This window comes from Pseudomonas rustica (assembly GCF_049959085.1).
Classification (GTDB): Bacteria; Pseudomonadota; Gammaproteobacteria; order Pseudomonadales; family Pseudomonadaceae; genus Aquipseudomonas; species Aquipseudomonas rustica.
In genome coordinates this window covers 1,528,248-1,549,507 of sequence record NZ_CP188200.1, presented here as the reverse complement: position 1 = coordinate 1,549,507, position 21,260 = coordinate 1,528,248, and the positions used below count along the sequence as shown (strand labels likewise).

Below are 21,260 nucleotides of genomic sequence, written 5' to 3'. Positions count from 1 at the left end.
ACATGCGCCGGCGGGAATGGAAAGCGAACTCCTGATAAAACTGACGTCCTTGATGAGGATCGAAAGTCTCTCCACAGCCGCCCATTGTTTAGTATTCGACTCAGCCTTTTGTTTTCCTAGGGTCAGCGGCACGAGGAAAGGTACTTTCCTCTTGAATCGTCCCATCCTCTTTGTGGATTTTCAAAGAGGCTGTTTTACCTTGCAGAAATTCACTGGCTATTTCAGTGATTTCCGCTTTCGTAGAGGCCGTTTTGGAAGCACGTTGCGCGCCCTCTTTGACAAGCTCCCAAGCATTTTCTTTTTTTGTGATGTGATAGTTATCCATGGATCACCTCGACATGATTAATCAACAACAGCTACAAGGTTGACCATTCTCGATCTGGAGAGTTTGAAAGGATTGGCGAAGACAAATGCTGCCGACGACTGCGAATGAGGCCGCCTTCACTACGATGAACTCGAGCGGATTAACCGACCTAGGTGCGCTCCAGGCTAGCCTTAGCGTTTCTGTTTGCGACCCTCGGGGTCATATCTTCATCGTCGTGATGGCGGCAAAGAAATTCGCGGATCAATACGGCAGTTCGTCTAGCGCTGGTCACCACAAAGAAGTGCCCCTCTCCCTTCAGAATGCGAAGTTCTGAACGTCGAATCGTGCGGCGCAGGACATAGGCGTTGTATGCCTGTATTAACGGATCGCGGTCGCCGGTAAGAACCAGCGTGGGGTGAGGAAGCCGGGACAACCGAAGCAGGCTTGTCCATCCGATCAAGGCTGCGAGCTGGAAATAGTAGGTTCGCGGATTAACCGAGAGCATGCCTTTCATCACACCGAACCGCAGCAATGTGTGAATTAAATTGCGGGAGCTATCTTGCTTGCGCATTTTGGCGTTTTTACTCTTGCGGAAAAAATCCATAACGTCAGCAGGCTTCATCAACAGCACTGGGCCGGTAGAGGTCGCCGCGAGGATCAGCCTGCATACCATGTTCGGGTAACGAAGAGCGAATTCTTGGGCCAGTGCACCTCCCCAACTCACCCCGAACACATCCACCTGGTCGATTCCCAATTGCTGGAGCATCTCTGCAATCACGTCGGCATGGCTTGGCAGGCGAATGGGCCAACGGGGCATTTACGACTTGCCAACCCCTGGCACGTCCAGCGTGATGGTCGTGAAGTCTTCCAGTTCATCGCGCAACGGATCGAAGGTACGAATCAAGCCACCTAAACCATTGAGCAAAAGCAGCGGCGAGCCTTCACCGCAGATCGAAACGTTCAACTGCAAGCCCTTCGCTATTAGCCTGTGCGTTGCCATGATTTCTCCTTGCTGCACGCAATTGGGAGGGAGCAGTGGTGAGACTTAGGGGGAAGTTCCGAAGAGCACCGCAGCCGCTTCTCTCATAAAAATCTCGATGGTTTTCGGCCCTACCCCTTCAAATTCAGATAGCCGTTTTTCGAACGCCTTACGATCTGCGCTTACCGCGACGATGTTGCTGACCTTGCCGTGATATTCAGCATTCATCTTGTTAGCCAATGCCAATAACCGCGACGCGGTGGTTTCGTCGTAACGCACGTAGTGAGCCTCACCAAGCATCATGACCAACTGGCGGTGAGTGCAGCTCGCCAATTTGTGCGGCGTATCCCGATGGTGTTTCTCGACGATCACTTGATAGGCCTTGGCGGCAATTGGCCCCTGGATTCGCTTGCCCATCAGGAAACTGGCAAGCAGCCATTTGAACAACCCGGCTTCGTTCGCATCTTGAAGGTCGATTTGTAAGTCATGTGCGCTGATGATTTTGCTCACTGGTTCACCCTTCAAGCGATGGTCTCAATGTAGACCAAGCGCTATCGCGAATGATTCAGCTGAGCGGGACAGTGATAAAGGAACCCTTATTCATGCTCGACGCCTAATGATTGAACCTTATGATTTGAGAGAGATGAAATGCATATCTCCCACACAATCCAAGTCATGGAAGCGCTGTCAGCCAACGAAGCAAACCTTAAGCTTCACGAGGGCTGGTCATTGATATCTGTGGTCGTCACAACCCATCCCAATGGTCAGCTTCATCCTTGCTACATTCTCGGTAAATCGAAAACCTCATCCAACCATCAAAAGCCCGATTGAATAGGGTGCCATCGGTAAAGAGATTTACTGCGCTGAACTGAAAGGGGGGAATGACTTGGCTTATCTGGATTGGATTCAATGGCCAGCGATGGTTGTTACCGTTCTCGCCGCATGGCTAATCGGATCGCAGCGGCCAGGACGGCGGATGATCGGATTTGTATGCTTCAGTGTGAGCAACGTTTTGTGGGTGATTTGGGGATTTTACGCAGGCGCGTATGCATTGATCGTATTACAGGTTTGTCTTTTCCTGATGAACCTTCGAGGGCTCAAGAAAAACTCAAGCCCCAATGAAACATAGTCAGCCAGCAGGGTCATTGCTAATCGAAGAGCAGTGGACACCGCCAAGGACATTGGGATGTTCGATAACTTTTCGCTCGATATCGTAAAACTCCCAGAGGCAACCCTCAGAGTCAGGCATGGTGGGAGCGGCTCTCCCGTCTTATTACTCCATGGGCATCCTAGGAGTCATGCGACCTGGCATCGCGTTGCTCCACTCTTGGCAAAAAAATCATTATGTTGCCTGTCCTGATCTAAGAGGCTTTGGCCAGTCATCAAAGCCTGAGGATACATCCGATCATGCAGGCTCCTCCAAGCGCGCTAAGGCCCGGGATTGCATCGCCCTAATGCAACATCTGGGTTATCAGCGGTTCGCCGTAATTGGCCATGATCGAGGTAGTTACACCGCCTTTCGCACGGCTATGGATCATCCCGAGGCCGTCACACATCTAGGCATATTGGACGGTGTACCGATACTTGAAGCTCTCGAGCGCTGTAACGCCCAGTTCGCGACGAAATGGTGGCATTGGTTCTTCTTCGGGCAACTCGAAAAACCGGAGCAGGCAATCCTGGCCGACCCTGATCGATGGTACGGCGGCACAGCCGAGGCGATGGGTGCAGACGCCTACAGAGACTATCAAGCAGCTATCCATGATCCAGCAACCGTTCATGGCATGGTCGAAGATTATCGAGCAGGCCTTGGAATCGACCGTATTCACGATGAAGTCGACCGCCGCGAGCGCCGCAGGGTCGAGTGCCCGACAATGATTTTATGGTCGCTACGTGATGATCTTGAGCTTCTGTACGGCGATGTTTTAGGCGTGTGGGAACCGTGGACGACACGACAACATGGTCGTGGGCTCGACTGTGGGCATCACATGGCAGAGGAAGTGCCCGACGAGCTCGCGAGAGAAATAATCGAGTTCCTGCGTGAACGATGATCTCTCAGTACACTAATCCGTAATCGCTTCGGGCTACGTAGGGTCAAAGTCATTCGAGCAACATGTCTTAGGTTGATGACTCGGAAGCATTGAGGTTCTTCCTGAAGCCTCGGGCATTCATCCCCAAAAGTATGCATTCGAGCAGGATCAGCGCGTAAGCGTCGGCGTGAAGCCCCCAGATCACCCAAAGCGCATTACTGGTGATAAATCCCCAAAAGGCGATCATGCGCCTATACGCTCGTTGCGAACCGATGAACCACGCTGAGGCTACCGTCACTACCATGGCTGGCCATTACAGGTAATCGATGTACTCCAACTAGCCACCTCCTTCCGACAGCACTATCAAAGAGAGACGCCGGCGCTAACCTGTGGATCAAGCGCAGGCAATCCCAGTGAGTCACCCAGATTGACCAAATACTCTCCAAACCCTCCACGACATTTGTAATCCTTGCGGGCGCTGGTGATGACCGGATTCGTTGCTGTCCAAACGATATGAGCACCGATCCTCTTAATGTCAGCGACCAAATGGACATCTTCGTGTGCGGTGAGATGCTGGAACCCACCTGCGTTCCGATATGACAACACCGATCATTAACGACACCTCCGACTGACTGAGTTACTGGCTCCTGCAGTCGACCTACTTGCGCTCCATTAGGTTTAAAAAATTACGAGCGTGCCTACATAAGCGACCGCTAGTCATTTGCGGCGATATCACTCTGAACTTACTTTCTTCGATCCTTCTCTCCCACTTACCATCCAGCTGAAGTAGGTAAGACGTCATGAGAGCACTCACCTATCACGGCGCGCACAGCGTCAAAGTCGACACGGTTCCCGATCCGGTTATCGAGGAAAGTGATGACATCATCCTGCGGGTCACCGCTACGGCGATATGCGGATCTGACCTCCATCTCTATCGGGGTAAGATTCCAACTGTCGAGCATGGCGATATCTTCGGCCATGAGTTCATGGGGATCGTTGAAGAGGCAGGCTCTGCGGTGACCGCCGTGCAACCCGGTGACCGCGTGGTAATTCCCTTTGTAATCGCCTGCGGCAGCTGTTTCTTCTGCGCAATGGATCTGTTCGCGGCCTGCGAGACAACAAATACAGGGCGCGGAGCGATCATAAATAAAAAGGCGATACCACCAGGAGCCGCGCTGTTCGGCTTCAGTCATATGTACGGCGGCATTCCTGGCGGGCAAGCCGAATACGTGCGCGTACCGAAAGCCAACACCGGGCCGTTTAAGGTGCCGGGGACACTGTCGGATGAAAAGGTTCTTTTTCTTTCAGACATCCTTCCCACGGCGTATCAGGCTGTAACTAACGCAGGGATTGGTAAGGGCTCCAGCATAGCAATTTATGGTGCAGGGCCCGTCGGTTTGTTGAGCGCGGCCTGTGCAAGGATGCTCGGTGCCGACCAAATTTTCATGGTCGATCACCATCCTTACCGCTTGGCATACGCACAGAAAACATACGGTGTAATTCCGATCAACTTCGATGAAGACGACGATCCTGCAGATACGATCATTCGGCAAACCAAAGGAATGCGGGGAGTTGATGGCGTCGTAGATGCGGTAGGGTTTGAAGCAAAAGGTAGTACGACGGAAACAGTTCTCGCGACACTCAAGCTTGAGGGCAGCAGCGGCAAGGCTTTACGTCAGTGCATCGCCGCCGTTCGACGCGGCGGCGTCGTCAGTGTCCCTGGCGTTTATTCAGGGTTCATCCATGGCTTCCTGTTCGGAGACGCATTCGACAAGGGGCTGACCTTCAAAATGGGGCAGACCCATGTGCACCGTTTCCTACCCGAGCTCCTGGATCACATCGAGACAGGTCGTCTCGCACCAGAAGTCATCATTAGCCATCGCATGTCACTGGAACAGGCCGCTGAGGGATATAAAATCTTTGATAAAAAAGAGGAGGACTGCCGAAAAGTCATTCTGACGCCCAGCGATAGCCACATCGCTATTCCGCAGACCGATAGCAGCGCAACACCGTTGACTACCTAAGTCTACCGGTAAGTGAAAAGGACGAGATGGTTCGGTTTTTTACCGAAAGCTCTCGTCCTTTTTTCATTTGGGGGGCGATCCAAAAATGGTAACGGTTTTCCACCCTGGTCGGCCTCGCCTATTCAGTTCGTTCAGGTACTCAAGTCTAGATGTGATCTGTGTCATCAAATCAACCCGAAGAAGAGTCACAAAATACCGAAATGCGAATAAACTCAAAAACTGACTCATCAGACGCCGGCCAAGAGCGCTCGGCTAAGGGATCTTTGATTGATCGTCCAGTGGGAAGGTTTCTTGCCTATCGAAGGAACGGTGATCGTCATCGAAGATGATCCGACCTTGCGAGCACTAATGGAAGAAATTGTGTCGGAAGTCGGAGGACGGGCAATCTCGTTTGAGACGGCAGATGATGCGTTAACCTACCTGCTTCAGACTCATGAACAGTGCCGTCTAGTGATCGCAGACCACGGCGTACCTGGCCAGATCCAGGGGATCGAGTTCATCGAGATGGTAAGTAGTAGATGGCCATCTATTGCAGCAATTCTGACCTCTGGATATTTGATAGATCCAGAAGCTGTTCCAGCCTCTAGCATCTATCTGCACAAGCCGTGGTCGCTGGATGATTTCGTGATCGCTATGGCGACGTTATTACAACCTGGCATCGCGATTCACAAAGCCTGACTTACAGGATCGGAGATGCGAGGTAGGTCGAGTTCGCCTTTGTAACTCCTCTCATCAGAAGTTTGGTGAGTGCCTCCTCTATCTCATCAGCAGCGCCGTTTTTATGCTCCGTGAGCGACCACTGCCAGTAACGATCTGCCATCAGGCCGCCAACCGCTTCTGCACATAGTGCATCACAGCTCACACCCATCTTTGTGGCTGCCGCGATGACGGCTAGAAGTGCTTGCTCAAGTTGCTGTGTTCTATCGGAGGACACGGGACGGGCTCCATGAAAATGAAGCCATAGTATGACTGATGCCAGTTTGACATCAAAGGCAGTTTTCGACGGCTATCCTTGTGCATGGATCCGCTCAACGCTCGTGGGCTCTGCGCTCTCTCGATTCGAACCTAGTTTTGCGTGCCGCCATCTCGCTGCGTAGCTCGCCAATTAGACCGGCAATCGCCCTGCTAGACGTGGGCACTGGCGTCGAAACACTCGTGGTCTATCCGCCACGATTGTAGGTCGCGTCCTGGGATGCCCAGAGCGCACGGTTGAAGGCATCAAGCAAGGAATCATGACTCCCTGGCGTTGAACTCATCTGTCGTGGGTGTCGTCTAGAAAACAAATGGAGCACAAAAATGATGCTTTAAAAACCTGGCGTCAGAGGACATATCCATGACTAAGCGCGCACGTTTGAATTACTCAAACGACACCCTTTTCGGCCCTATCGCCAAAACTATTGATTGCGACGTACTCATCACTCCCATTACGCCAGGTGCCTTCCAGGTGCAGGTGCTATCCCCAGTACCTGATGATCTACACAAGGCTCACTCCTTGACCGTGATTCTCTCTTCGGGAGAACGCTTGACCGGTACGGTGGCCCACGCCCGCAAATTGGATAATGCTGATTTGGAGTTACAGATCGATGTATGAAATTCCATTGCCACATCAGGGTTTCGGAGATCCTTGAATGAACAAACTACGAGCTGAGACAGCTACCGTGCAAATCCTGATGTTTGAACGCAACCAATGGGTTCCCAACAACCCGCGCCTGGCGGTACTCATTTACCCCAACGCGATTGCAATTCAGGGCGATGACCCGGCTGCGCTGTTCGAGCAAACCTTCATCGCCAATGGGTGGCCATCACAATGGCGATATGGGATTTACAGCTACCACCACTACCATACCGAAGGCCATGAAGTGCTTGGCATCGCCAGCGGTCGAGCTCGACTGATGCTGGGCGGCCCGGAGGGTCATGTACTTGAAGTCAGCGCAGGCGACGTATTGTTATTGCCTGCCGGCACCGGCCATTGCAATTTAGATTCAAGTGAAGATTTTCTGGTAGTCGGTGCCTATCCGCCGGGGCAACGTGCAGATATCTGCCGAGAGGCCCCCACCAATGCTCAACTGGCGAGCATCCACACGCTGCCGTTTCCCGACCAAGATCCGGTGCAAGGCTCGCAAGGCGCCGTACACCGGTATTGGGCTGGCCAAGGTTGATATATTGCACTCAATCACGAATGGCGCGAACCTTTCCGCTGAACACTCTGAAGCCGTAGGTGTTGTAGAGGAGCGTCACCGGGATCAGCACGGCGAACCCGACCAGCATAAAAATCTGACTGGTGGGACTTGAGGCTGCTTCTTGCAAGGTCAGGTTAGGCGGGACAATCAATGGAAAGAGCGCTGCGACCATCAATGCGAATGCCAAGATGAAAATTCCCAGTGCGGCGAATAGCGGCAGATATTGCCGGCGGCTTCGAAAGCTCAAGGCGAAACTGAACAGCAATGCAGTAAGCAGCATTGCCGCCGGCAACCAGATAAGTCGATTGGAAAGCCGTTGCGCATATTGAGCATCCAGCGTCGCTGTCCAGGCCACCAGCACGGCCAAAAGCATTATGGTCACGATGGCCAACGCCCTTGCCTGTCGGCCTGACCTACATTGCAGATCGTCGACAGTACGCCAATACAGCCAGCAGGCGCCCAACCACATGTAACCCACTACGAGCACAGCGCCGCAATATAGCGGAAATAGGCCCCACCACTCCCAGCCGTTCCCGCTGTACTGCCCATCCTGATTCGGCACCCCTTGTACAAACGTTCCCAACACAATCCCCTGAGTTGTCCCGGCCAGCAGTGAACCTATCAGCAGCAAGCCATCAACCCTGCGCTTCATACGATAGCTTTTCGAGTAATCGCGAAATTCCAGCGCGACCGCGCGAAGAATTAATGCCAGGAACATCGCGATAAACGGCAAATAAAGCGCCGGCAGCAGGACAGCGTAAGCCAGCGGAAACAACGCCAGCAGTCCGCCGCCACCAAGCACTAGCCACGTTTCGTTAGCATCCCAAATCGGAAGGATAGTCACCGCCATGACACGTCGGTGCTTACTGCAACGAGTAAGGCCCAGCAGCACCCCCACACCAAGATCAGTGCCATCCAACAGCGCGTAGTTCAAAACCGAAAACCCCAGCGCCGCAGCGGACAGTAGTGTTATCCAGTCATTGTCCATCATCGATGTTTGCCCTCAGGATTACCCGTCTCGTCGGCCAAAGAGGGTTGAGGCCCAGGCTCGTCTTCGTGAGGTGGTTCCCGCAAAAGTCGCAGCAGTACCCAGAAACCCACGCCGACGATCGCCAGATAAAACGCCAAAATTGTCCACGTCGCTCCTACCACCTGCTGACGAGACACCGAAGACAGACTGTCAGCAGTTCGCATCAATCCATAGACAGTAAAGGGCTGACGGCCAACCTCTGTCACAACCCAACCACTTAGCATTGCCAGAAATCCAGCAGGCGCCATCAGCACACTCCCTCGGAGCATCCAACGCGCAGAGTACAAGCGATGCCGCCAGCGTAATACCAGACTGATTAACCCCTGCCCCAGCATCAATAGTCCCAATCCGACCATGACACGGAAAGCGAAGAACACGGGGGGCACAGGTGGTATGTCCTCAGGCGGGAATTCATCAAGCGCTGCAATAGTACGGCTTAGGTCATGTCGCAAGTACAACGACGCTACGCGCGGAATCGCTATTTCCCAATGGTTGCGTCGCTCAGCCATATTTGGAATGGCGAATAAACGTAATGGTTCCCCCTCTCCTTCCGCTGGTCGTGTCCAGGAACCTTCGATGGCGGCAACCTTTTGCGGCTGAACTTTAAGGCTGTGCTCACCATGCAGATCGCCCACCAGTAGTTGCACAGGCGTCAGCAACGCAACCACCCACAACGCCAGGGAGTAAGCAAGCCGGGCTCGCGGGTTTTGTGGCACACGCAACAACTGCCAAGCGCTAAAACCGGCTACCAGCGAGGCGCTGCCTATAATCGCGGCCAATGTCATATGCACAAGCCGGTAAGGGAACGAAGGATTGAAGATGATCGCCCACCAGTTTTCGGCAATAAAACGTCCATCGACTCCAATTGAATAGCCGGCGGGTGTTTGCATCCAGGAGTTGGCTGACAGGATCCAAAAGGCGCTGATCAAAGATCCAATTGCGACGGCGCAGGTGGCGAAGAAATGCAGCCTAGGGCCCACCCTCTTCAACCCGAACAACATGATGCCGAGAAAACCTGCTTCCAGGAAAAATGCCGCCAGTACCTCGTAGAACATCAACGGCCCTAGGATGTCTCCCGCCTGGGTCGAGAGGCGTGACCAATTCAATCCGAATTGGTACTCCAAAATCAGACCCGACGCTGTGCCTACCGCAACGTTGAGCGCAAACACCTTTAGCCAGTAAAGGTAGACATCCAAGTAGATCCTTCGCCTGCGCCACAGCCACAGTGCCTCGAGCACCATGAGAAAATTGGCCAAACCAATGGTGAAGGCTGCCAGCACGATATGAAAGCTTATGGCAATCGCGAACTGGGCACGCGCTGCCATGAGCGCCGAATCAATCGCATCCATACAGCCCTCTAATGGTTGGCCTGCATTTGCGGAAATTTTCGCAACGCACGCTCGTAGCTTAGCTGCGCGAAGAGTCAAATGGATGCGTGGATACAGGCGTAGCACTTGTCCGAAAATATTGCCCGTTGACTCTTCCTGACTAATTGGCGATCAAAAAAAGAAGGAAAAATCGTTCTCACGCCGACTCTCGCTTCCTAGAACGTAAATTTACTTCATTTTTTTTCTTGCCGATTTTGTTAAAAAACTTATCGTTTCCATCGCACACATCACTCTCGATGGAAGTTCGCTTGAGCGCTGTTTCAAGCTGCTCTCGAGCAAGAAACCAATAAAAAAGGTCAGCGTCCTCAGGGCAAGCATCCTTTACCCAGAGTGCATACGCCCTTTCTCTAATTACCGATTCATCAATCATCGTTTTCTCCTGCTTGGCTATCCTGGAGCTAGTTAGGAAAATTCGGCACCATGGATCAGCGCATCAAGCTCGTAAGAACTGGATCGAGCTTGAATTGATCATGATTTTCTATCGAGGCTGGTCGACGAAATCCCGCCTTCGTCGACCAGCACGTTTGCTGATACCGTTTATTTAGAATCCATGGTCGCTGCTTGATTACCACCTTGCTCCGCAATCTTGGTCAGTTTCTCGTCCGCACCTTTTTCTTCAGCAAGCGTTGCTGCTAATAAGGCTGCCGCGTCGTCGAGCTTTAGATGCTTGGCCATTGCTATCAGGGTGCCGTAGGCTGCTATTTCGTAGTGCTCCACCTTCTGCGCCGCACCAATCAACGCCGCATCCAAGACGGCTCCCTTCTCGATTTCTTCCAGGAGCTCTTTCGACTCTTCAACGAGCCCCTCCATCGCCACGCATTTCATGCGCTTCAGTTTGATACCGGTAAGCTCGACCAGTTGATCAATACGCTCGATCTGGCCTTGGGTTTCTTCCAAGTGGGAGGTAAACGCGTCAGCCAACAGGGGATTGGTCGCCGCTTTCGCCAGGCGCGGCAACGCTTTAGTGATTTGTTTTTCCGCACTGTAAACATCGGAGAGTTCGTGGATAAACAAGTCTTCGACAGTTTTTCTAGCCATTTCTAAACTTCCTTCTGGTCAGTATTGGCGTCGCCTGGTGAAGCGTCCGCATGGGATCGACACGCATGTAAAATTTGCCGTGCATGAAGAATGACCAGCCTGATTTAAAAGGTGTTCCGGAAAGTTTCAGGGTGACGGATAAAAGGCTCATCGCTAACCCAAAGCGGTATCCAGGAACATCATCACCCCAAAACCGAGCATCAGTCCCAGGGTCGCGGGAGTCTCATGACCGTTGCGGTGCGTCTCCGGAATTACCTCATGAGACACCACGAAAATCATGGCTCCAGCTGCCAAGCCGAGCGCAATGGGATAGCCCAATGCAAAGCTGCTGGAAACGCCCAAGCCGACGATGGCGCCTATCGGCTCCATCAACCCTGAACCGACTGCAATCAGCGCCGCACGCAGTGCCGAGATGCCCGTCACGCGCAATGCTAATGCGACCGCCAAACCTTCGGGAATATCTTGAATGGCGATGGCAGTAGTGAGCGGCAGTCCGACCTTCATATCGCCGTTGGCGAAGCTCACTCCAATAGCCATGCCTTCGGGCAGGTTATGCAGAGTTATTGCCAGAACGAACAACCAAACACGATTAATACGCCGCGCGTCCGGCCCCCGGCGCCCGCTTTTCTCGTGCTCATGAGGGACGAAACGATCAAGGCCAACCATCAGTGCAACGCCCAATCCCAATCCCGCCACAACGACGCATGCTGCGAGCGATTGGTTTCCGCAAAGCGTCTGAGCTGCCTCGATACCCGGGAGAATGAGCGAGAAGGAACTGGCGGCCAGCATCATGCCGGCGGCGAAGCCCAGCATGATGTCTTGTGTGCGGGCGGCGATGTCTCGTAACGCAATCGCTATGACGGCACCTATCGCCGTCGCAGCGAAACCTGACATGCCACCGAGAAATGCGAAGTGCAGATTTTGTTTGTTGGAACCGACAAAGGCGCCATACCCGCTGATGAGTAAGAACAAAGTTACGCCAATCAGAATTGACCAGAAGGCGCGCCCGCCCCACCCAGATCCTGAGAACCGGGCGAACCAGGAACGGGGCGGTGCGCCTGATGAGCTCAATGGCTCGAGCATGGAAACTTCCTATTTTCTTGAATCGATATTTTCAGCTGATGCGGAAAGCGACCGTAGGAACTGCCTGGATACGCGCTGCGCTTCACGGTCAAAAGCGACGCTAGTGGCAAAGAGCATCTTCGGAACAGTTAGATTCCGAATCGCTGATTTTCTATTAGCCATGATGTGATTCCCCTCTGAATTAGATGGAAAACCGCACGCCAGATGGCGTGCGGGTATTCCTTCAAGGTTGTGGTTCACCTTGTACCCCCGCCCCTAGATCCGCCCCCGTGATTGGGTTGCTGTCTGGGACGGACATCGTCCTAGCTTTCATATCCATCAGCAGCGCCTCTTCCTCAGCGCTCAATTGCACAGATGCAGTGCCGTCCCCACCGTCCACTGCAGGTACCGGATCTTCCACGAAGTCCCAGTCGTCCCCTTCGTTCCAAGGGCCGCGAGTGCTGCTTTCGCCCTGTGACATGTTGAAGTAGACATTGGTGAACTCCGGCATGCCCGGCAGTTTGCCCTGAGGGAAATTTGGCTGGATGGAGTGCAATGCTTTTTCGAAAGATAACTGGTGGGCGATTTCACGCGTCATCAGAAATCCGAGGGCCTCTTTCACACCCGGATCGTCGGTAACATTCATCAGACGCTCGTAGACAATTTTTGCCCTCGCCTCAGCGGCGATATTTGAACGCATGTCTGCCGTAGGTTCGCCTATGGTATCGACGTAAGCCGCTGACCAAGGTACGCCTGCCGAGTTAGTCAAAGGTGCACCGGCGCCGTACAACAAACTGGTGATGTGGGAATCGTTGCCGGCGCCGTTGATGGCGCGATAAAGCTCTCCTTCCTCCTCGACACCTTCGGCCATTCGACCTTTGGCACCCTTATTCAACATCACGATGATCGACCCTACGATCTCAAGGTGACTGAGCTCCTCGGTGGCGATATCCATTAGCAGATCTTTTCTGCCTGGATCATCTTCTGCCAAGGCTTGGGTGAAGTAGCGTGAGGCCGCTGCAAGCTCGCCCTGAGCTCCCCCAAACTGCTCCAGTAATAAGTTTGCTAACCCAGGATTTGGCTGGGCAACCCGCACGGTGTATTGAAGTCGTTTGTTATGTATAAACATGACATTCTCCTCAGGCGAATAGGGGCTGCGATTCACTCGGTAGAAGACCGAATGCCAACCCACAATCATCTGAAGCAAATGCATCTGGGTTAATTTCAAAAACCTTCTGCGCTAACGACAGACGGCTGCTGACTACCCCTTACTGTGTTCTGGCGATGAAGGGCCCTCTTTAATCCCACGAGGCCCCGCAACACCCCAGACGATTAACCCAATGACTGGGAAGATGATAAGCCCGATAGCCCAAACGGCTTTGACTCCCACCGTCTTGTCGCTACGAAACACGCTTACGATAGCCCACAGATCAACGAGCAAAATGATCACCGCGACGGCAATTGCAAAATAGCTGGTAGCTTCCGACATGGTTAAGCCCTCCTCAGACTGATAATGCTTAGGCTCCACGAATCCAGAGGCGTTCGAGTAATTCCGCCAGTACATATTGACCCAGCCGAGTCAGTCTTCTTGGGCAATGACGGAGATTTTGCCGTTGCGCTCTAGGATTGCGAACTTGATCTCTTCCAGCTTCTCAATACCTTGGCTGGAACGTGCAGCCTCCATTACATCCGCTTCTAGCAAACGCGCACGACGAAGGCGTTCGTGGAGAAGTTTTCCGTTCTCTACGATTATGGTCGGCTCGCCATCAATCAGCCGTGAGATCCACCGCGAGCGCTGCTTGAGAAGGGACAAGCCAACATCGATGGCGACAAGCGTGACTATGACGATTACAGAATTAGTGAGCGAGAAATCATCGCCCAATAGGGCTTGCTGAGTCGCCTCACCGATCATCAGTAACAGAATGAAATCGAAGGTTGTCAGTTCCGCCAAGGAGCGCCGTCCAGCGATCTTGAAGAGCACCATGAGGGCCACATACATCGCACCAGCACGCAAAACCGAATCCATAAATCACCTAAGGAAAAATGAACTGCACAAGTTTTATGCCATTGGTGCCCGGTGAAGAGACTTGACTGCGGTAGAAGCCAAGACCATCCCCTCGCAGGGTGATGTATAGCGTCGCTCGACCGTCAAGGTCGGTCTGTAGCCAGAGCATGATGCCCTGTGAAGAACTTCTTGATCGCAGAGGTTCGGGTTGTAGAGTTTCGATACTGAAGCCCTCCAATAGCTGACCTGCGAGCTCTAGTTCTGCCTGAGAATCTGGCGTTGAACTCAAAGTGATTTTCATCGAGTTAGTCGAGCCATTGCGATGGAACATTTCATATTCCACTCTGACTTTACCGTCCTCACTGCGAACATCTCTTGAACTGAGCAAGCCTCTGGAAAAGACGCCCATCAACCCCATCAAAACGACTAAAACCAATATGTACCAGCCAACGCGCTCGAAACGCCAGACCTTCAGTTGATAGGCCATGTCCTCGCGAATCGGATATTCGCGGCTTCTCAGATCTGCATTATCGGAATGTTCGCTCATGAGGCTCTACCCATCTCGCCAGCTCGTGCTCGACGATGAAAATGCGGTAGCCATTGCAATGCATATTCCGTCGCTTCTGCCTGAACCTGACAACGTTCTCCGAAGAATCTGTGTTCGTGACTGAAGACATAGCAGTCATCATCCGACTGAAACGCCCAGGCAAAACAAATTGTGCCTGCAGGGATTCCATCGACATCGTCCGGCCCCAGTATTCCGGTAGCCGCAACTGCGACATTTGCGGTGCTATCTCGCAAGGCGCCCGTAGCCATTTCTCTAGCCACTTCAACGCTAGTCAGGTTGAAGGTTTTGATAGTTTGCGGGCTGACATGGAGTAGTCGCTCTTTCGCTTGGGGTGAGTAAACGACGTAGCCAGATTCAATTAACTCGCCGCTGCCCTCTACCTCGGATAACAGTGTGACAATTTTGCCTGCCGTACACGATTCCGCTGTTGTGATCACCAATGCGTGATCACGCATGTACTGGACAGTGTCGCTAGCAATGGACATGGTCTGAATAGCCTCAGTGGTAATCGTCTCCAGCGACAGCATGCAGGTACGCGTCATCTGCTTCTCGTCTCAGGTCTCGCCACTCGTCCCAGCTGAGAACTCCCATGCGATCCATTTCATCCGTTTGGCGCAGCAGTTCGTCGTGATAGGCGTCTGGGCATTCCCTCCGCAATTCAAGATTTTCTAGGGCGCGATGCCACGCATCCAAAGCGAGTAATTTGGTTTCTTGGGCAAATGTCAGTTGGTTCTTTAAAACGTTCATCTCGCTCACCTCGAACATTTCCCAGTTGAGCGACCGATTTCGAGTTAGGTTCAAAATGTCTGACGAAAAGCAAATGCCGGAACGAAAAAGTGGAAAGAGTCGCTTAGCCCCGCGAGAAAGATCTGTGCTCGTTGGCGTAGTGGCGGGTGACCTGTCAGATCCGGTCTGCACACTGGTTTCCGTCAATGGATCGCGTAAACGAATTGTATGGTTTTTCACCTTGTTGACCCTGTGAGCTAAGACGGGCTTAGTGGGTGAAGAACTGCCAGCAAACTTATAATGGTCTGAGGTGGATGGAGCTGATCCCGTGATAAAGGAGTCCGACGAAAGGTCAAAATGTAATAAAGTATTTCAGGCGCATAGGTTGTCTATTTCATGAATATACCGAGAGTTCGCAATCATGAAATTCGCACGTTTCTGCCAAGCGCTTTCCAACTGGGCAGGCAGCTCGAAAACCTTCTTACTGGCCATCGTTCTAATCGGAGTTTGGGCACTCACGGGCCCATACTTTCACTACAACGATACATGGCAGCTGATCATCAATACGTCGACGACCATCATCACCTTCCTGATGGTTTTTCTGATCCAGAACACGCAAAACCGTGACAACGACATTTTGCATCTCAAAATCGACGAGTTGATTCGAGCCACTAAAGACGCACAAAACGCAACGTTGTCTCTGGAGAAGATGGGGTCAAAAGACCTCCGAAAGCTCCGGGATCAGTACAGTTCTCTCGGTGAAAATGATCAGGTCAATCTAGACACACCCGGCATGGTTGAGGTGCTTCCTGTTCAAGCACCTTCTCAAGCCAAAACGTCTTAATCAGACCCAAGAGGCCTGCAAGGGTGAAAGTCTTCTCGGCATTGCTGAAGTCATTTACGTCTTTTGCCTGCGAAAGTTGCGATGAAGCCGCCAGTGGAAAGAGACCTACTGAGTAAATGTCTTTTGTGTCTACCTTGTCGATTGCCACTCAATCAACTCATCCCTGGGTGGCCTGCGCGACACGTAATTTCAGCACGCAGGGCGACATCATCTAATAGTCCTCGGACAGATGGGCGCCCTGCGATTTTGCCCGCCATGCCCTTAACTGCCTTGGACGAGACCGTCCACTGCCCGCAGATAGTTTTCGGTAGCCTTCTCAATCATCCGTCGACGATCTTCTCGGGTTATAAATCCTTCCTCGCAATATTCCTCAGCAAGGCGTAACAATTCGTCGTACTGCTCCGGGGCGCTCATTCGAATCTCAGGGTGCTCCAGGAGCTGATTCCAGGTCGTCAATGCGTGTGCTTTTCTGTCTTCAAACATGATGAAAATCTCCACGATGTGTGCAGTAGAAACAAAAACAGCTGTAGGGTTCAGGCCTTTGGATGAATGGCGGTTTGCCATTGCTTTCACCGTCACGTTCCCAACTAATTAACGCCGTAGACCAATGTGTTTGTCATACAGAGGACTTTGGATTGTGTTCGCTCGCCAGTGGGCCAATCTATCTCGATAAAACTCGCTTGGTCTGTCTTACACTTCAAAGCATCCGCAGTACGTAAAAGGGTCTCCCGCACGCTCTCTATGGGCTATTATTGAATATCTCCTTTCGAGGTGTTCGCTCTCTGCAGATTGTGGTTCGCCAAGGACAACCAGCTGACAGGCTGGCTCTAAAGGTGATTTCCATAACGCGCGACCACGATAGGACTTACGTGATGAACACCGAAAATGATGCAAGTGCAGATCGTCCTCAGCGACAGGATATTCAACCCAGCCATCTAGGCTTTCCGGTGGTAGGTATTGGAGCTTCTGCAGGTGGTTTGCAGGCTGTTCAGCAATTCTTCGAACATATGCCAGCTGACAGCGGTATGGCGTTCGTGGTGGTTATGCATTTGTCACCCGACCATCAAAGCAGTGCAGGAAAACTGATCGCTACCCGAACTAAGATGCCGGTCATCCAATTGGTTTCCGCTTCGCCAATCGAACGCAATCATGTTTATGTGATTTCTCCCGCGCAGCGCCTTTCGATGAACGACGGCTATCTTCGTGGCTTGCCTTCAGAGCCTAGAAGCGGGCGACATGTAACCATTGATCTGTTTTTTCGCGATCTCGCGGACGCTCACAAAGAACACGCTTTCTGTCTCGTGCTGTCGGGTACGGGATCTGATGGAGCCGTTGGCTTGTCACGTATCAAGGAGCAAGGCGGTGTCACGTTAGCCCAGCATCCCGAGGATGCCGAATTTGAGGGGATGCCGCAGGCGGCGATCAATACTCATAAAGTCGATTTCGTATTACCAGTTGTAGAGATGCCGCAGAAAATTCTGAACCTATGGCACAACGCCCAGCGAATTCAACTCCCAAATGCTGCGGATATGCAGCCGGGCACTCCTCCTGAGCTAGATGAGCGGGCTGTCGAACAGGCAGAGCAAGCGTTGGTTGATATCCTCACCAAGCTACGCGCAGCTACCGGCCATGACTTCAAGCATTACAAACGTGCCACGGTCTTACGCCGTATCGAACGGCGCATGCAAGTAACTACGCAGCCTGATTTGCCTGCCTATTATCGCTACATCTGTGAGCACGCCGATGAGACCAAGGCACTGCTAGATGACATGCTCATCGGAGTAACCAATTTCTTTCGCGACCGTGAATCGTTTGAATCATTGGAACGAGAGGTGATTCCCCAGTTATTCGCGCGCCAAAACGACACTGACAGCGCCCATGAGATCCGAGTCTGGTCGGCAGGTGCATCGACAGGGGAAGAAGCCTATTCACTTGCTTTCCTGCTTAATGATTACAAAGCTGAAACGTCGTCTGATTTCAAAATCCAGGTGTTCGCTAGCGACATCGACGACCGAGCCATAAGTACCGGACGTACAGGACTGTACTCCGAGGCAATCATTACTGATGTCTCACCTGCACGCTTACGGCAATACTTCATCAAAGAAGATGCCAATTATCGCGTCCGCAAGGATATTCGTGAACGAGTTCTATTTGCCAAACACAGCTTGTTGGCTGATCCACCTTTTTCTCAGATAGATCTGATCGTTTGTCGGAATCTGCTTATTTATCTAGACCGCGACATTCAGCGCGAAATTTTGCAGATGTTCCATTTTGCGTTGCGTTCTGGTGGATACCTCTTTCTCGGCACCTCTGAATCAGCAGATGCTTGCCCTGAACTTTTCACCACCGTTGACAAAAAGAATCGCATTTTTCGTGCTCGCGGCGGCCCGAGTACACATCGACTACCTGCCATGCCCCGTGGAGGTTATGCGCGCACCATTGCATCATCTCTGCCTAGTGACACACGACCAGTGAAAAAGCCGTCCACGGTGGAACTCTTCCAGCGCGCTGCAGAACGCTTTTCCCCACCTAGCATCATCGTTAACAGCGAAGCCGATGTGCTCTACATCAGTCAGGGCGCTGGTCGATATCTGCAGCATATGACCGGCGAGGTCAGCAATAATCTCCTATCGCTAGTGAGCGGAGATCTGCGCCTGGAACTACGCACTACCATCTACCAAGCTCAACAATCCGGGCAGTCCACTCGGGCCCGCCCGGTCAATCATAAACGCGACGGACAGCATTACCAGGTGCAGATCGAGGTTCACCCGTTCACGGATGCTGAAACAGAGCTGAACTGTCTTTACATCTCGTTCAGCGAGCAAGAAATAGACGAACAAAACGTCAATTCCAACGCATCCGTTCAGTCTGAAAATCAAATGCTTTCTAATCTGGATCGGGAGTTGCAACGTACCAAGCTGCAACTTCAGGACGTTATTGAGCAGTCGGAAGTCTCGGGCGAAGAACTGAAGGCCTCCAACGAGGAGATGCAGGCGATCAATGAAGAGCTCCGCTCAGCGTCCGAAGAGCTGGAAACCAGCAAGGAGGAATTGCAATCAATCAACGAAGAACTGCTCACTGTTAACCACGAGCTGAAGATCAAGGTTGAGGAAACAGACCAAGTCAACGACTACCTGAGCAACCTGATCAGTTCCACCGACATTGCCACTGTTTTCATTGATAGAGAGCTTCGAATCAAATGGTTCACCCCTCGAGCAACGGATATTTTTAGCATGCTGGCGGTAGACGCCGGTCGGCCCTTGCTGGATATCACTCATCGCCTCAAATACGACGGAATGGCCGAGGATGCCATGTCAGTATTCGAGACTCTCAAGGGCATCGAACGCGAAGTCGCAAGTACCGATGACCGCTGGTACATAGCGCGAATCTTGCCATATCGCTCCAATGTGGATCAGATAGGCGGTATCGTTCTGACTTTTATTGATATCACCTCTCGGCGGGAGGCTGAGCAAGAGCTTCGTTTGAGCGAAGAAAGAATGCGCCTGGTCACAGAAAGCACCCATGACTACGCGATCATCGTGCTTAATGAAGAGGGCTTCATCACTGACTGGAACGACGGGGCGAGGAACACCTTTGGTTTTAGCCGTGACGAGGCAGAAGGTCAGCATTTTCGCTTCATCTTTTCCGCCGAGGATCAGCGCGCAGGTGTTCCAGAATTGGAGCTGGAAACAGCCCGTACGAAAGGCCGTAGTGACGATGAACGCTGGCACGCACGCAAGGATGGCAGCAAGTTTTATTGCAGCGGCGAGGTCACCGCATTGGCGAGCAAAGGCTTCCAAGGCTATGTCAAAATCGCACGCGATCTGACTGACCATATCAAATTGCACCAGGAGCAACAGCAAAGCCTTAAGGCATCGCTGAACTCCAGCCAGCAAAAAGATCAGTTCTTTGCGGTGATGTCGCACGAGCTCAAACACCCGTTGAACCTTATTCAGCTCAACGCCCAAGTGGCACGTCGACTTCCAGTTGCGAGGAAGGATCCGACTCTGCAAAAGGCGATCACCACCATCACTGACGCGGTAGCCAGCCAAGCGCGCATCATCGACGATCTAATGGACGTGGCTCGGGTACGTAATGGCAAGCTGCAGTTGCAATGCAAACCACTGGATCTGGTGGTGGTGCTTAATGAAATTCAGCAAGTCGTACTGAAAGCAGAGCCCGGCTGCACGATTCACTTTAAGACGCCCGAACAAGGTGTGTTCATCCATGCGGATCAGACCAGGATCGAACAGATCATTTGGAACCTGATTAGTAACGCCATCAAGTTCACCCCTGCTGAAGGTACAGTGCAAGTTGTCACGACGAAGCTGGAGCAGACAGTACGTATCGAAGTGATCGACACTGGGCCAGGTATAGAAAAGGATCAACTGGAACGCATCTTCGAGATGTTCGGGCAGGCCGACCATCGTCCTTCGGGCCAGCACCGAGGCGGTTTGGGAATTGGCTTGGCGTTGGTCGAGCAACTGGTTGAAAGCCACCACGGCAGGATACAAGCGTATTCTGAGGGCGCGGGCAAGGGATCACGGTTTACCGTAGAACTGCCGCTGACCGAACCACCCCATCAACATGCCAGCAATGACGCCGAGAGCGACGAGGGTCAGTTGGCTGGGATTCGTGTACTCCTCGTCGATGATTCGCCTGAGGTACTGGAAGCACTTCAGCTACTGCTCGAATTAGAGGACGCGGAGGTTATTGCACTTGACCATCCTTCCAAAGCCTTGGAAATCGCGCAAACGCAACGCTCCGATGTAATCATTTCGGACATCGGACTGCCGCACATGGATGGTCATGAGCTACTTGCTGCGCTACGTAAGTTACCGGATTACGCAGCCGTGCCGGCAATTGCTCTGACAGGCTACGGTGCAGCTGAGGGGGCTCAGTACCAAGGGGAAGGCCGCTTTGACGCGTCTCTCGGGAAACCGGTAGCCATGGAGGATTTGACAACGTTGATTTGGGGATTGGTTACTGCGGCTGGTAAACCATCCTAACTCTGGCGAGAGAGCAGAATGCAAAATTTCGCATGCTCTCACAGTTCCGCTAGGCTCCGAACAGAACACTAAGGGA

26 protein-coding genes are annotated in these 21,260 nt (G+C 52.5%); 8 read left to right on the top strand and 18 right to left on the bottom strand.

What is annotated here, in order from left to right:
- Window positions 1-100: 100 nt before the first annotated feature.
- From ACP3TY_RS07325 to ACP3TY_RS07310, 4 genes are all read right to left on the bottom strand, one after another.
- A complete protein-coding gene (locus tag ACP3TY_RS07325) occupies window positions 101-325 on the bottom strand; it encodes a DUF2188 domain-containing protein (protein ID WP_426619599.1) in 225 nt (74 codons plus the stop codon).
- Window positions 326-473: 148 nt separating this feature from the next.
- Window positions 474-1,121 (bottom strand): alpha/beta fold hydrolase, encoded by a 648-nt coding sequence (locus tag ACP3TY_RS07320; RefSeq protein WP_426619598.1) that lies wholly within the window; start codon window positions 1,119-1,121, stop codon window positions 474-476.
- Window positions 1,122-1,304: a hypothetical protein gene (locus ACP3TY_RS07315; RefSeq protein ID WP_426619597.1), complete on the bottom strand. Its 183-nt coding sequence runs from the start codon at window positions 1,302-1,304 to the stop codon at window positions 1,122-1,124.
- 45 nt (window positions 1,305-1,349) lie between these two features.
- The gene (locus ACP3TY_RS07310) at window positions 1,350-1,793 is read right to left on the bottom strand and encodes a DNA methylase (RefSeq protein WP_426619596.1); all 444 of its coding nucleotides are present in this window, start codon (window positions 1,791-1,793) and stop codon (window positions 1,350-1,352) included.
- Window positions 1,794-2,202: 409 nt separating this feature from the next.
- Here ACP3TY_RS07310 and ACP3TY_RS07305 point away from each other — a divergent pair, with 409 nt between their 5' ends.
- Both ACP3TY_RS07305 and ACP3TY_RS07300 read left to right on the top strand, forming a co-directional pair.
- Window positions 2,203-2,412, top strand: a complete 210-nt coding sequence (locus ACP3TY_RS07305) for a hypothetical protein (RefSeq protein ID WP_080896102.1) — start codon at window positions 2,203-2,205, stop codon at window positions 2,410-2,412.
- Window positions 2,413-2,581: 169 nt separating this feature from the next.
- On the top strand, window positions 2,582-3,331 hold the full coding sequence (locus ACP3TY_RS07300) for an alpha/beta fold hydrolase (RefSeq protein WP_426619595.1): 750 nt from the start codon (window positions 2,582-2,584) through the stop codon (window positions 3,329-3,331).
- 67 nt (window positions 3,332-3,398) lie between these two features.
- On the opposite strand, the gene ACP3TY_RS07295 is transcribed toward ACP3TY_RS07300, so the two are convergent.
- A complete protein-coding gene (locus ACP3TY_RS07295; protein ID WP_426619594.1) occupies window positions 3,399-3,557 on the bottom strand; it encodes a hypothetical protein in 159 nt (52 codons plus the stop codon).
- A gap of 553 nt (window positions 3,558-4,110) precedes the next feature.
- Here ACP3TY_RS07295 and ACP3TY_RS07290 point away from each other — a divergent pair.
- Together ACP3TY_RS07290 and ACP3TY_RS07285 are read left to right on the top strand one after the other, a co-directional pair.
- Entirely contained in the window at window positions 4,111-5,334 is a 1,224-nt protein-coding gene (locus ACP3TY_RS07290; RefSeq protein WP_426619593.1) for a zinc-dependent alcohol dehydrogenase, read from the top strand.
- 267 nt (window positions 5,335-5,601) lie between these two features.
- Window positions 5,602-6,012 carry a response regulator gene (locus tag ACP3TY_RS07285; protein ID WP_426619592.1) on the top strand — a complete coding sequence of 137 codons (411 nt, stop codon included), beginning with the start codon at window positions 5,602-5,604 and terminating at the stop codon, window positions 6,010-6,012.
- A 1-nt stretch (window position 6,013) separates the two neighbouring features.
- Here the strand turns inward: ACP3TY_RS07285 and ACP3TY_RS07280 are convergent, their stop codons facing one another.
- Window positions 6,014-6,268 carry a hypothetical protein gene (locus ACP3TY_RS07280; RefSeq protein WP_426619591.1) on the bottom strand — a complete coding sequence of 85 codons (255 nt, stop codon included), beginning with the start codon at window positions 6,266-6,268 and terminating at the stop codon, window positions 6,014-6,016.
- Between the two features lie 399 nt (window positions 6,269-6,667).
- On the opposite strand from ACP3TY_RS07280, the gene ACP3TY_RS07275 reads away from it, so the two are divergent.
- Both ACP3TY_RS07275 and ACP3TY_RS07270 read left to right on the top strand, forming a co-directional pair.
- Window positions 6,668-6,925, top strand: coding sequence for a hypothetical protein (locus ACP3TY_RS07275; protein WP_346637906.1), 258 nt, complete (start codon window positions 6,668-6,670; stop codon window positions 6,923-6,925).
- 37 nt (window positions 6,926-6,962) lie between these two features.
- The gene (locus ACP3TY_RS07270; protein WP_426619590.1) at window positions 6,963-7,493 is read left to right on the top strand and encodes a cupin; all 531 of its coding nucleotides are present in this window, start codon (window positions 6,963-6,965) and stop codon (window positions 7,491-7,493) included.
- A gap of 10 nt (window positions 7,494-7,503) precedes the next feature.
- On the opposite strand, the gene cydB is transcribed toward ACP3TY_RS07270, so the two are convergent.
- The 11 genes from cydB to ACP3TY_RS07215 all read right to left on the bottom strand — a co-directional run bounded on the left by cydB (window position 7,504) and on the right by ACP3TY_RS07215 (window position 15,352).
- A complete protein-coding gene (gene cydB, locus ACP3TY_RS07265) occupies window positions 7,504-8,505 on the bottom strand; it encodes a cytochrome d ubiquinol oxidase subunit II (protein ID WP_426619589.1) in 1,002 nt (333 codons plus the stop codon).
- Window positions 8,502-9,893 (bottom strand): cytochrome ubiquinol oxidase subunit I, encoded by a 1,392-nt coding sequence (locus ACP3TY_RS07260; RefSeq protein WP_426619588.1) that lies wholly within the window; start codon window positions 9,891-9,893, stop codon window positions 8,502-8,504. Before ACP3TY_RS07260 ends, cydB begins: the two co-directional genes overlap by 4 nt.
- Before the next feature lie 175 nt (window positions 9,894-10,068).
- On the bottom strand, window positions 10,069-10,302 hold the full coding sequence (locus tag ACP3TY_RS07255; protein WP_346637910.1) for a DUF2934 domain-containing protein: 234 nt from the start codon (window positions 10,300-10,302) through the stop codon (window positions 10,069-10,071).
- A 167-nt stretch (window positions 10,303-10,469) separates the two neighbouring features.
- Window positions 10,470-10,970 carry a ferritin-like domain-containing protein gene (locus ACP3TY_RS07250; RefSeq protein WP_426619587.1) on the bottom strand — a complete coding sequence of 167 codons (501 nt, stop codon included), beginning with the start codon at window positions 10,968-10,970 and terminating at the stop codon, window positions 10,470-10,472.
- Window positions 10,971-11,123: 153 nt separating this feature from the next.
- Window positions 11,124-12,053, bottom strand: coding sequence for a ZIP family metal transporter (locus ACP3TY_RS07245; RefSeq protein ID WP_426619586.1), 930 nt, complete (start codon window positions 12,051-12,053; stop codon window positions 11,124-11,126).
- 223 nt (window positions 12,054-12,276) lie between these two features.
- Entirely contained in the window at window positions 12,277-13,161 is an 885-nt protein-coding gene (locus tag ACP3TY_RS07240) for a manganese catalase family protein (protein WP_426620442.1), read from the bottom strand.
- Between the two features lie 132 nt (window positions 13,162-13,293).
- On the bottom strand, window positions 13,294-13,521 hold the full coding sequence (locus ACP3TY_RS07235; protein ID WP_426619585.1) for a PLD nuclease N-terminal domain-containing protein: 228 nt from the start codon (window positions 13,519-13,521) through the stop codon (window positions 13,294-13,296).
- Window positions 13,522-13,611: 90 nt separating this feature from the next.
- Window positions 13,612-14,058, bottom strand: a complete 447-nt coding sequence (locus ACP3TY_RS07230) for a DUF421 domain-containing protein (protein ID WP_346637913.1) — start codon at window positions 14,056-14,058, stop codon at window positions 13,612-13,614.
- Between the two features lie 7 nt (window positions 14,059-14,065).
- Window positions 14,066-14,584, bottom strand: coding sequence for a hypothetical protein (locus tag ACP3TY_RS07225; protein ID WP_426619584.1), 519 nt, complete (start codon window positions 14,582-14,584; stop codon window positions 14,066-14,068).
- Complete coding sequence (locus ACP3TY_RS07220) at window positions 14,581-15,090, bottom strand: CinA family protein (RefSeq protein ID WP_426620441.1); 510 nt, start codon at window positions 15,088-15,090, stop codon at window positions 14,581-14,583. The genes ACP3TY_RS07225 and ACP3TY_RS07220 overlap by 4 nt, the downstream gene beginning before the upstream one ends.
- A gap of 13 nt (window positions 15,091-15,103) precedes the next feature.
- Window positions 15,104-15,352, bottom strand: coding sequence for a hypothetical protein (locus tag ACP3TY_RS07215; RefSeq protein ID WP_346637915.1), 249 nt, complete (start codon window positions 15,350-15,352; stop codon window positions 15,104-15,106).
- Window positions 15,353-15,752: 400 nt separating this feature from the next.
- Here ACP3TY_RS07215 and ACP3TY_RS07210 point away from each other — a divergent pair, with 400 nt between their 5' ends.
- On the top strand, window positions 15,753-16,175 hold the full coding sequence (locus tag ACP3TY_RS07210) for a low affinity iron permease family protein (protein WP_426619583.1): 423 nt from the start codon (window positions 15,753-15,755) through the stop codon (window positions 16,173-16,175).
- Between the two features lie 261 nt (window positions 16,176-16,436).
- Here the strand turns inward: ACP3TY_RS07210 and ACP3TY_RS07205 are convergent, their stop codons facing one another.
- The gene (locus ACP3TY_RS07205) at window positions 16,437-16,739 is read right to left on the bottom strand and encodes a hypothetical protein (protein WP_426619582.1); all 303 of its coding nucleotides are present in this window, start codon (window positions 16,737-16,739) and stop codon (window positions 16,437-16,439) included.
- Between the two features lie 308 nt (window positions 16,740-17,047).
- Here ACP3TY_RS07205 and ACP3TY_RS07200 point away from each other — a divergent pair, with 308 nt between their 5' ends.
- Window positions 17,048-21,184, top strand: coding sequence for a CheR family methyltransferase (locus ACP3TY_RS07200; RefSeq protein WP_426619581.1), 4,137 nt, complete (start codon window positions 17,048-17,050; stop codon window positions 21,182-21,184).
- Window positions 21,185-21,260 lie beyond the last annotated feature (76 nt).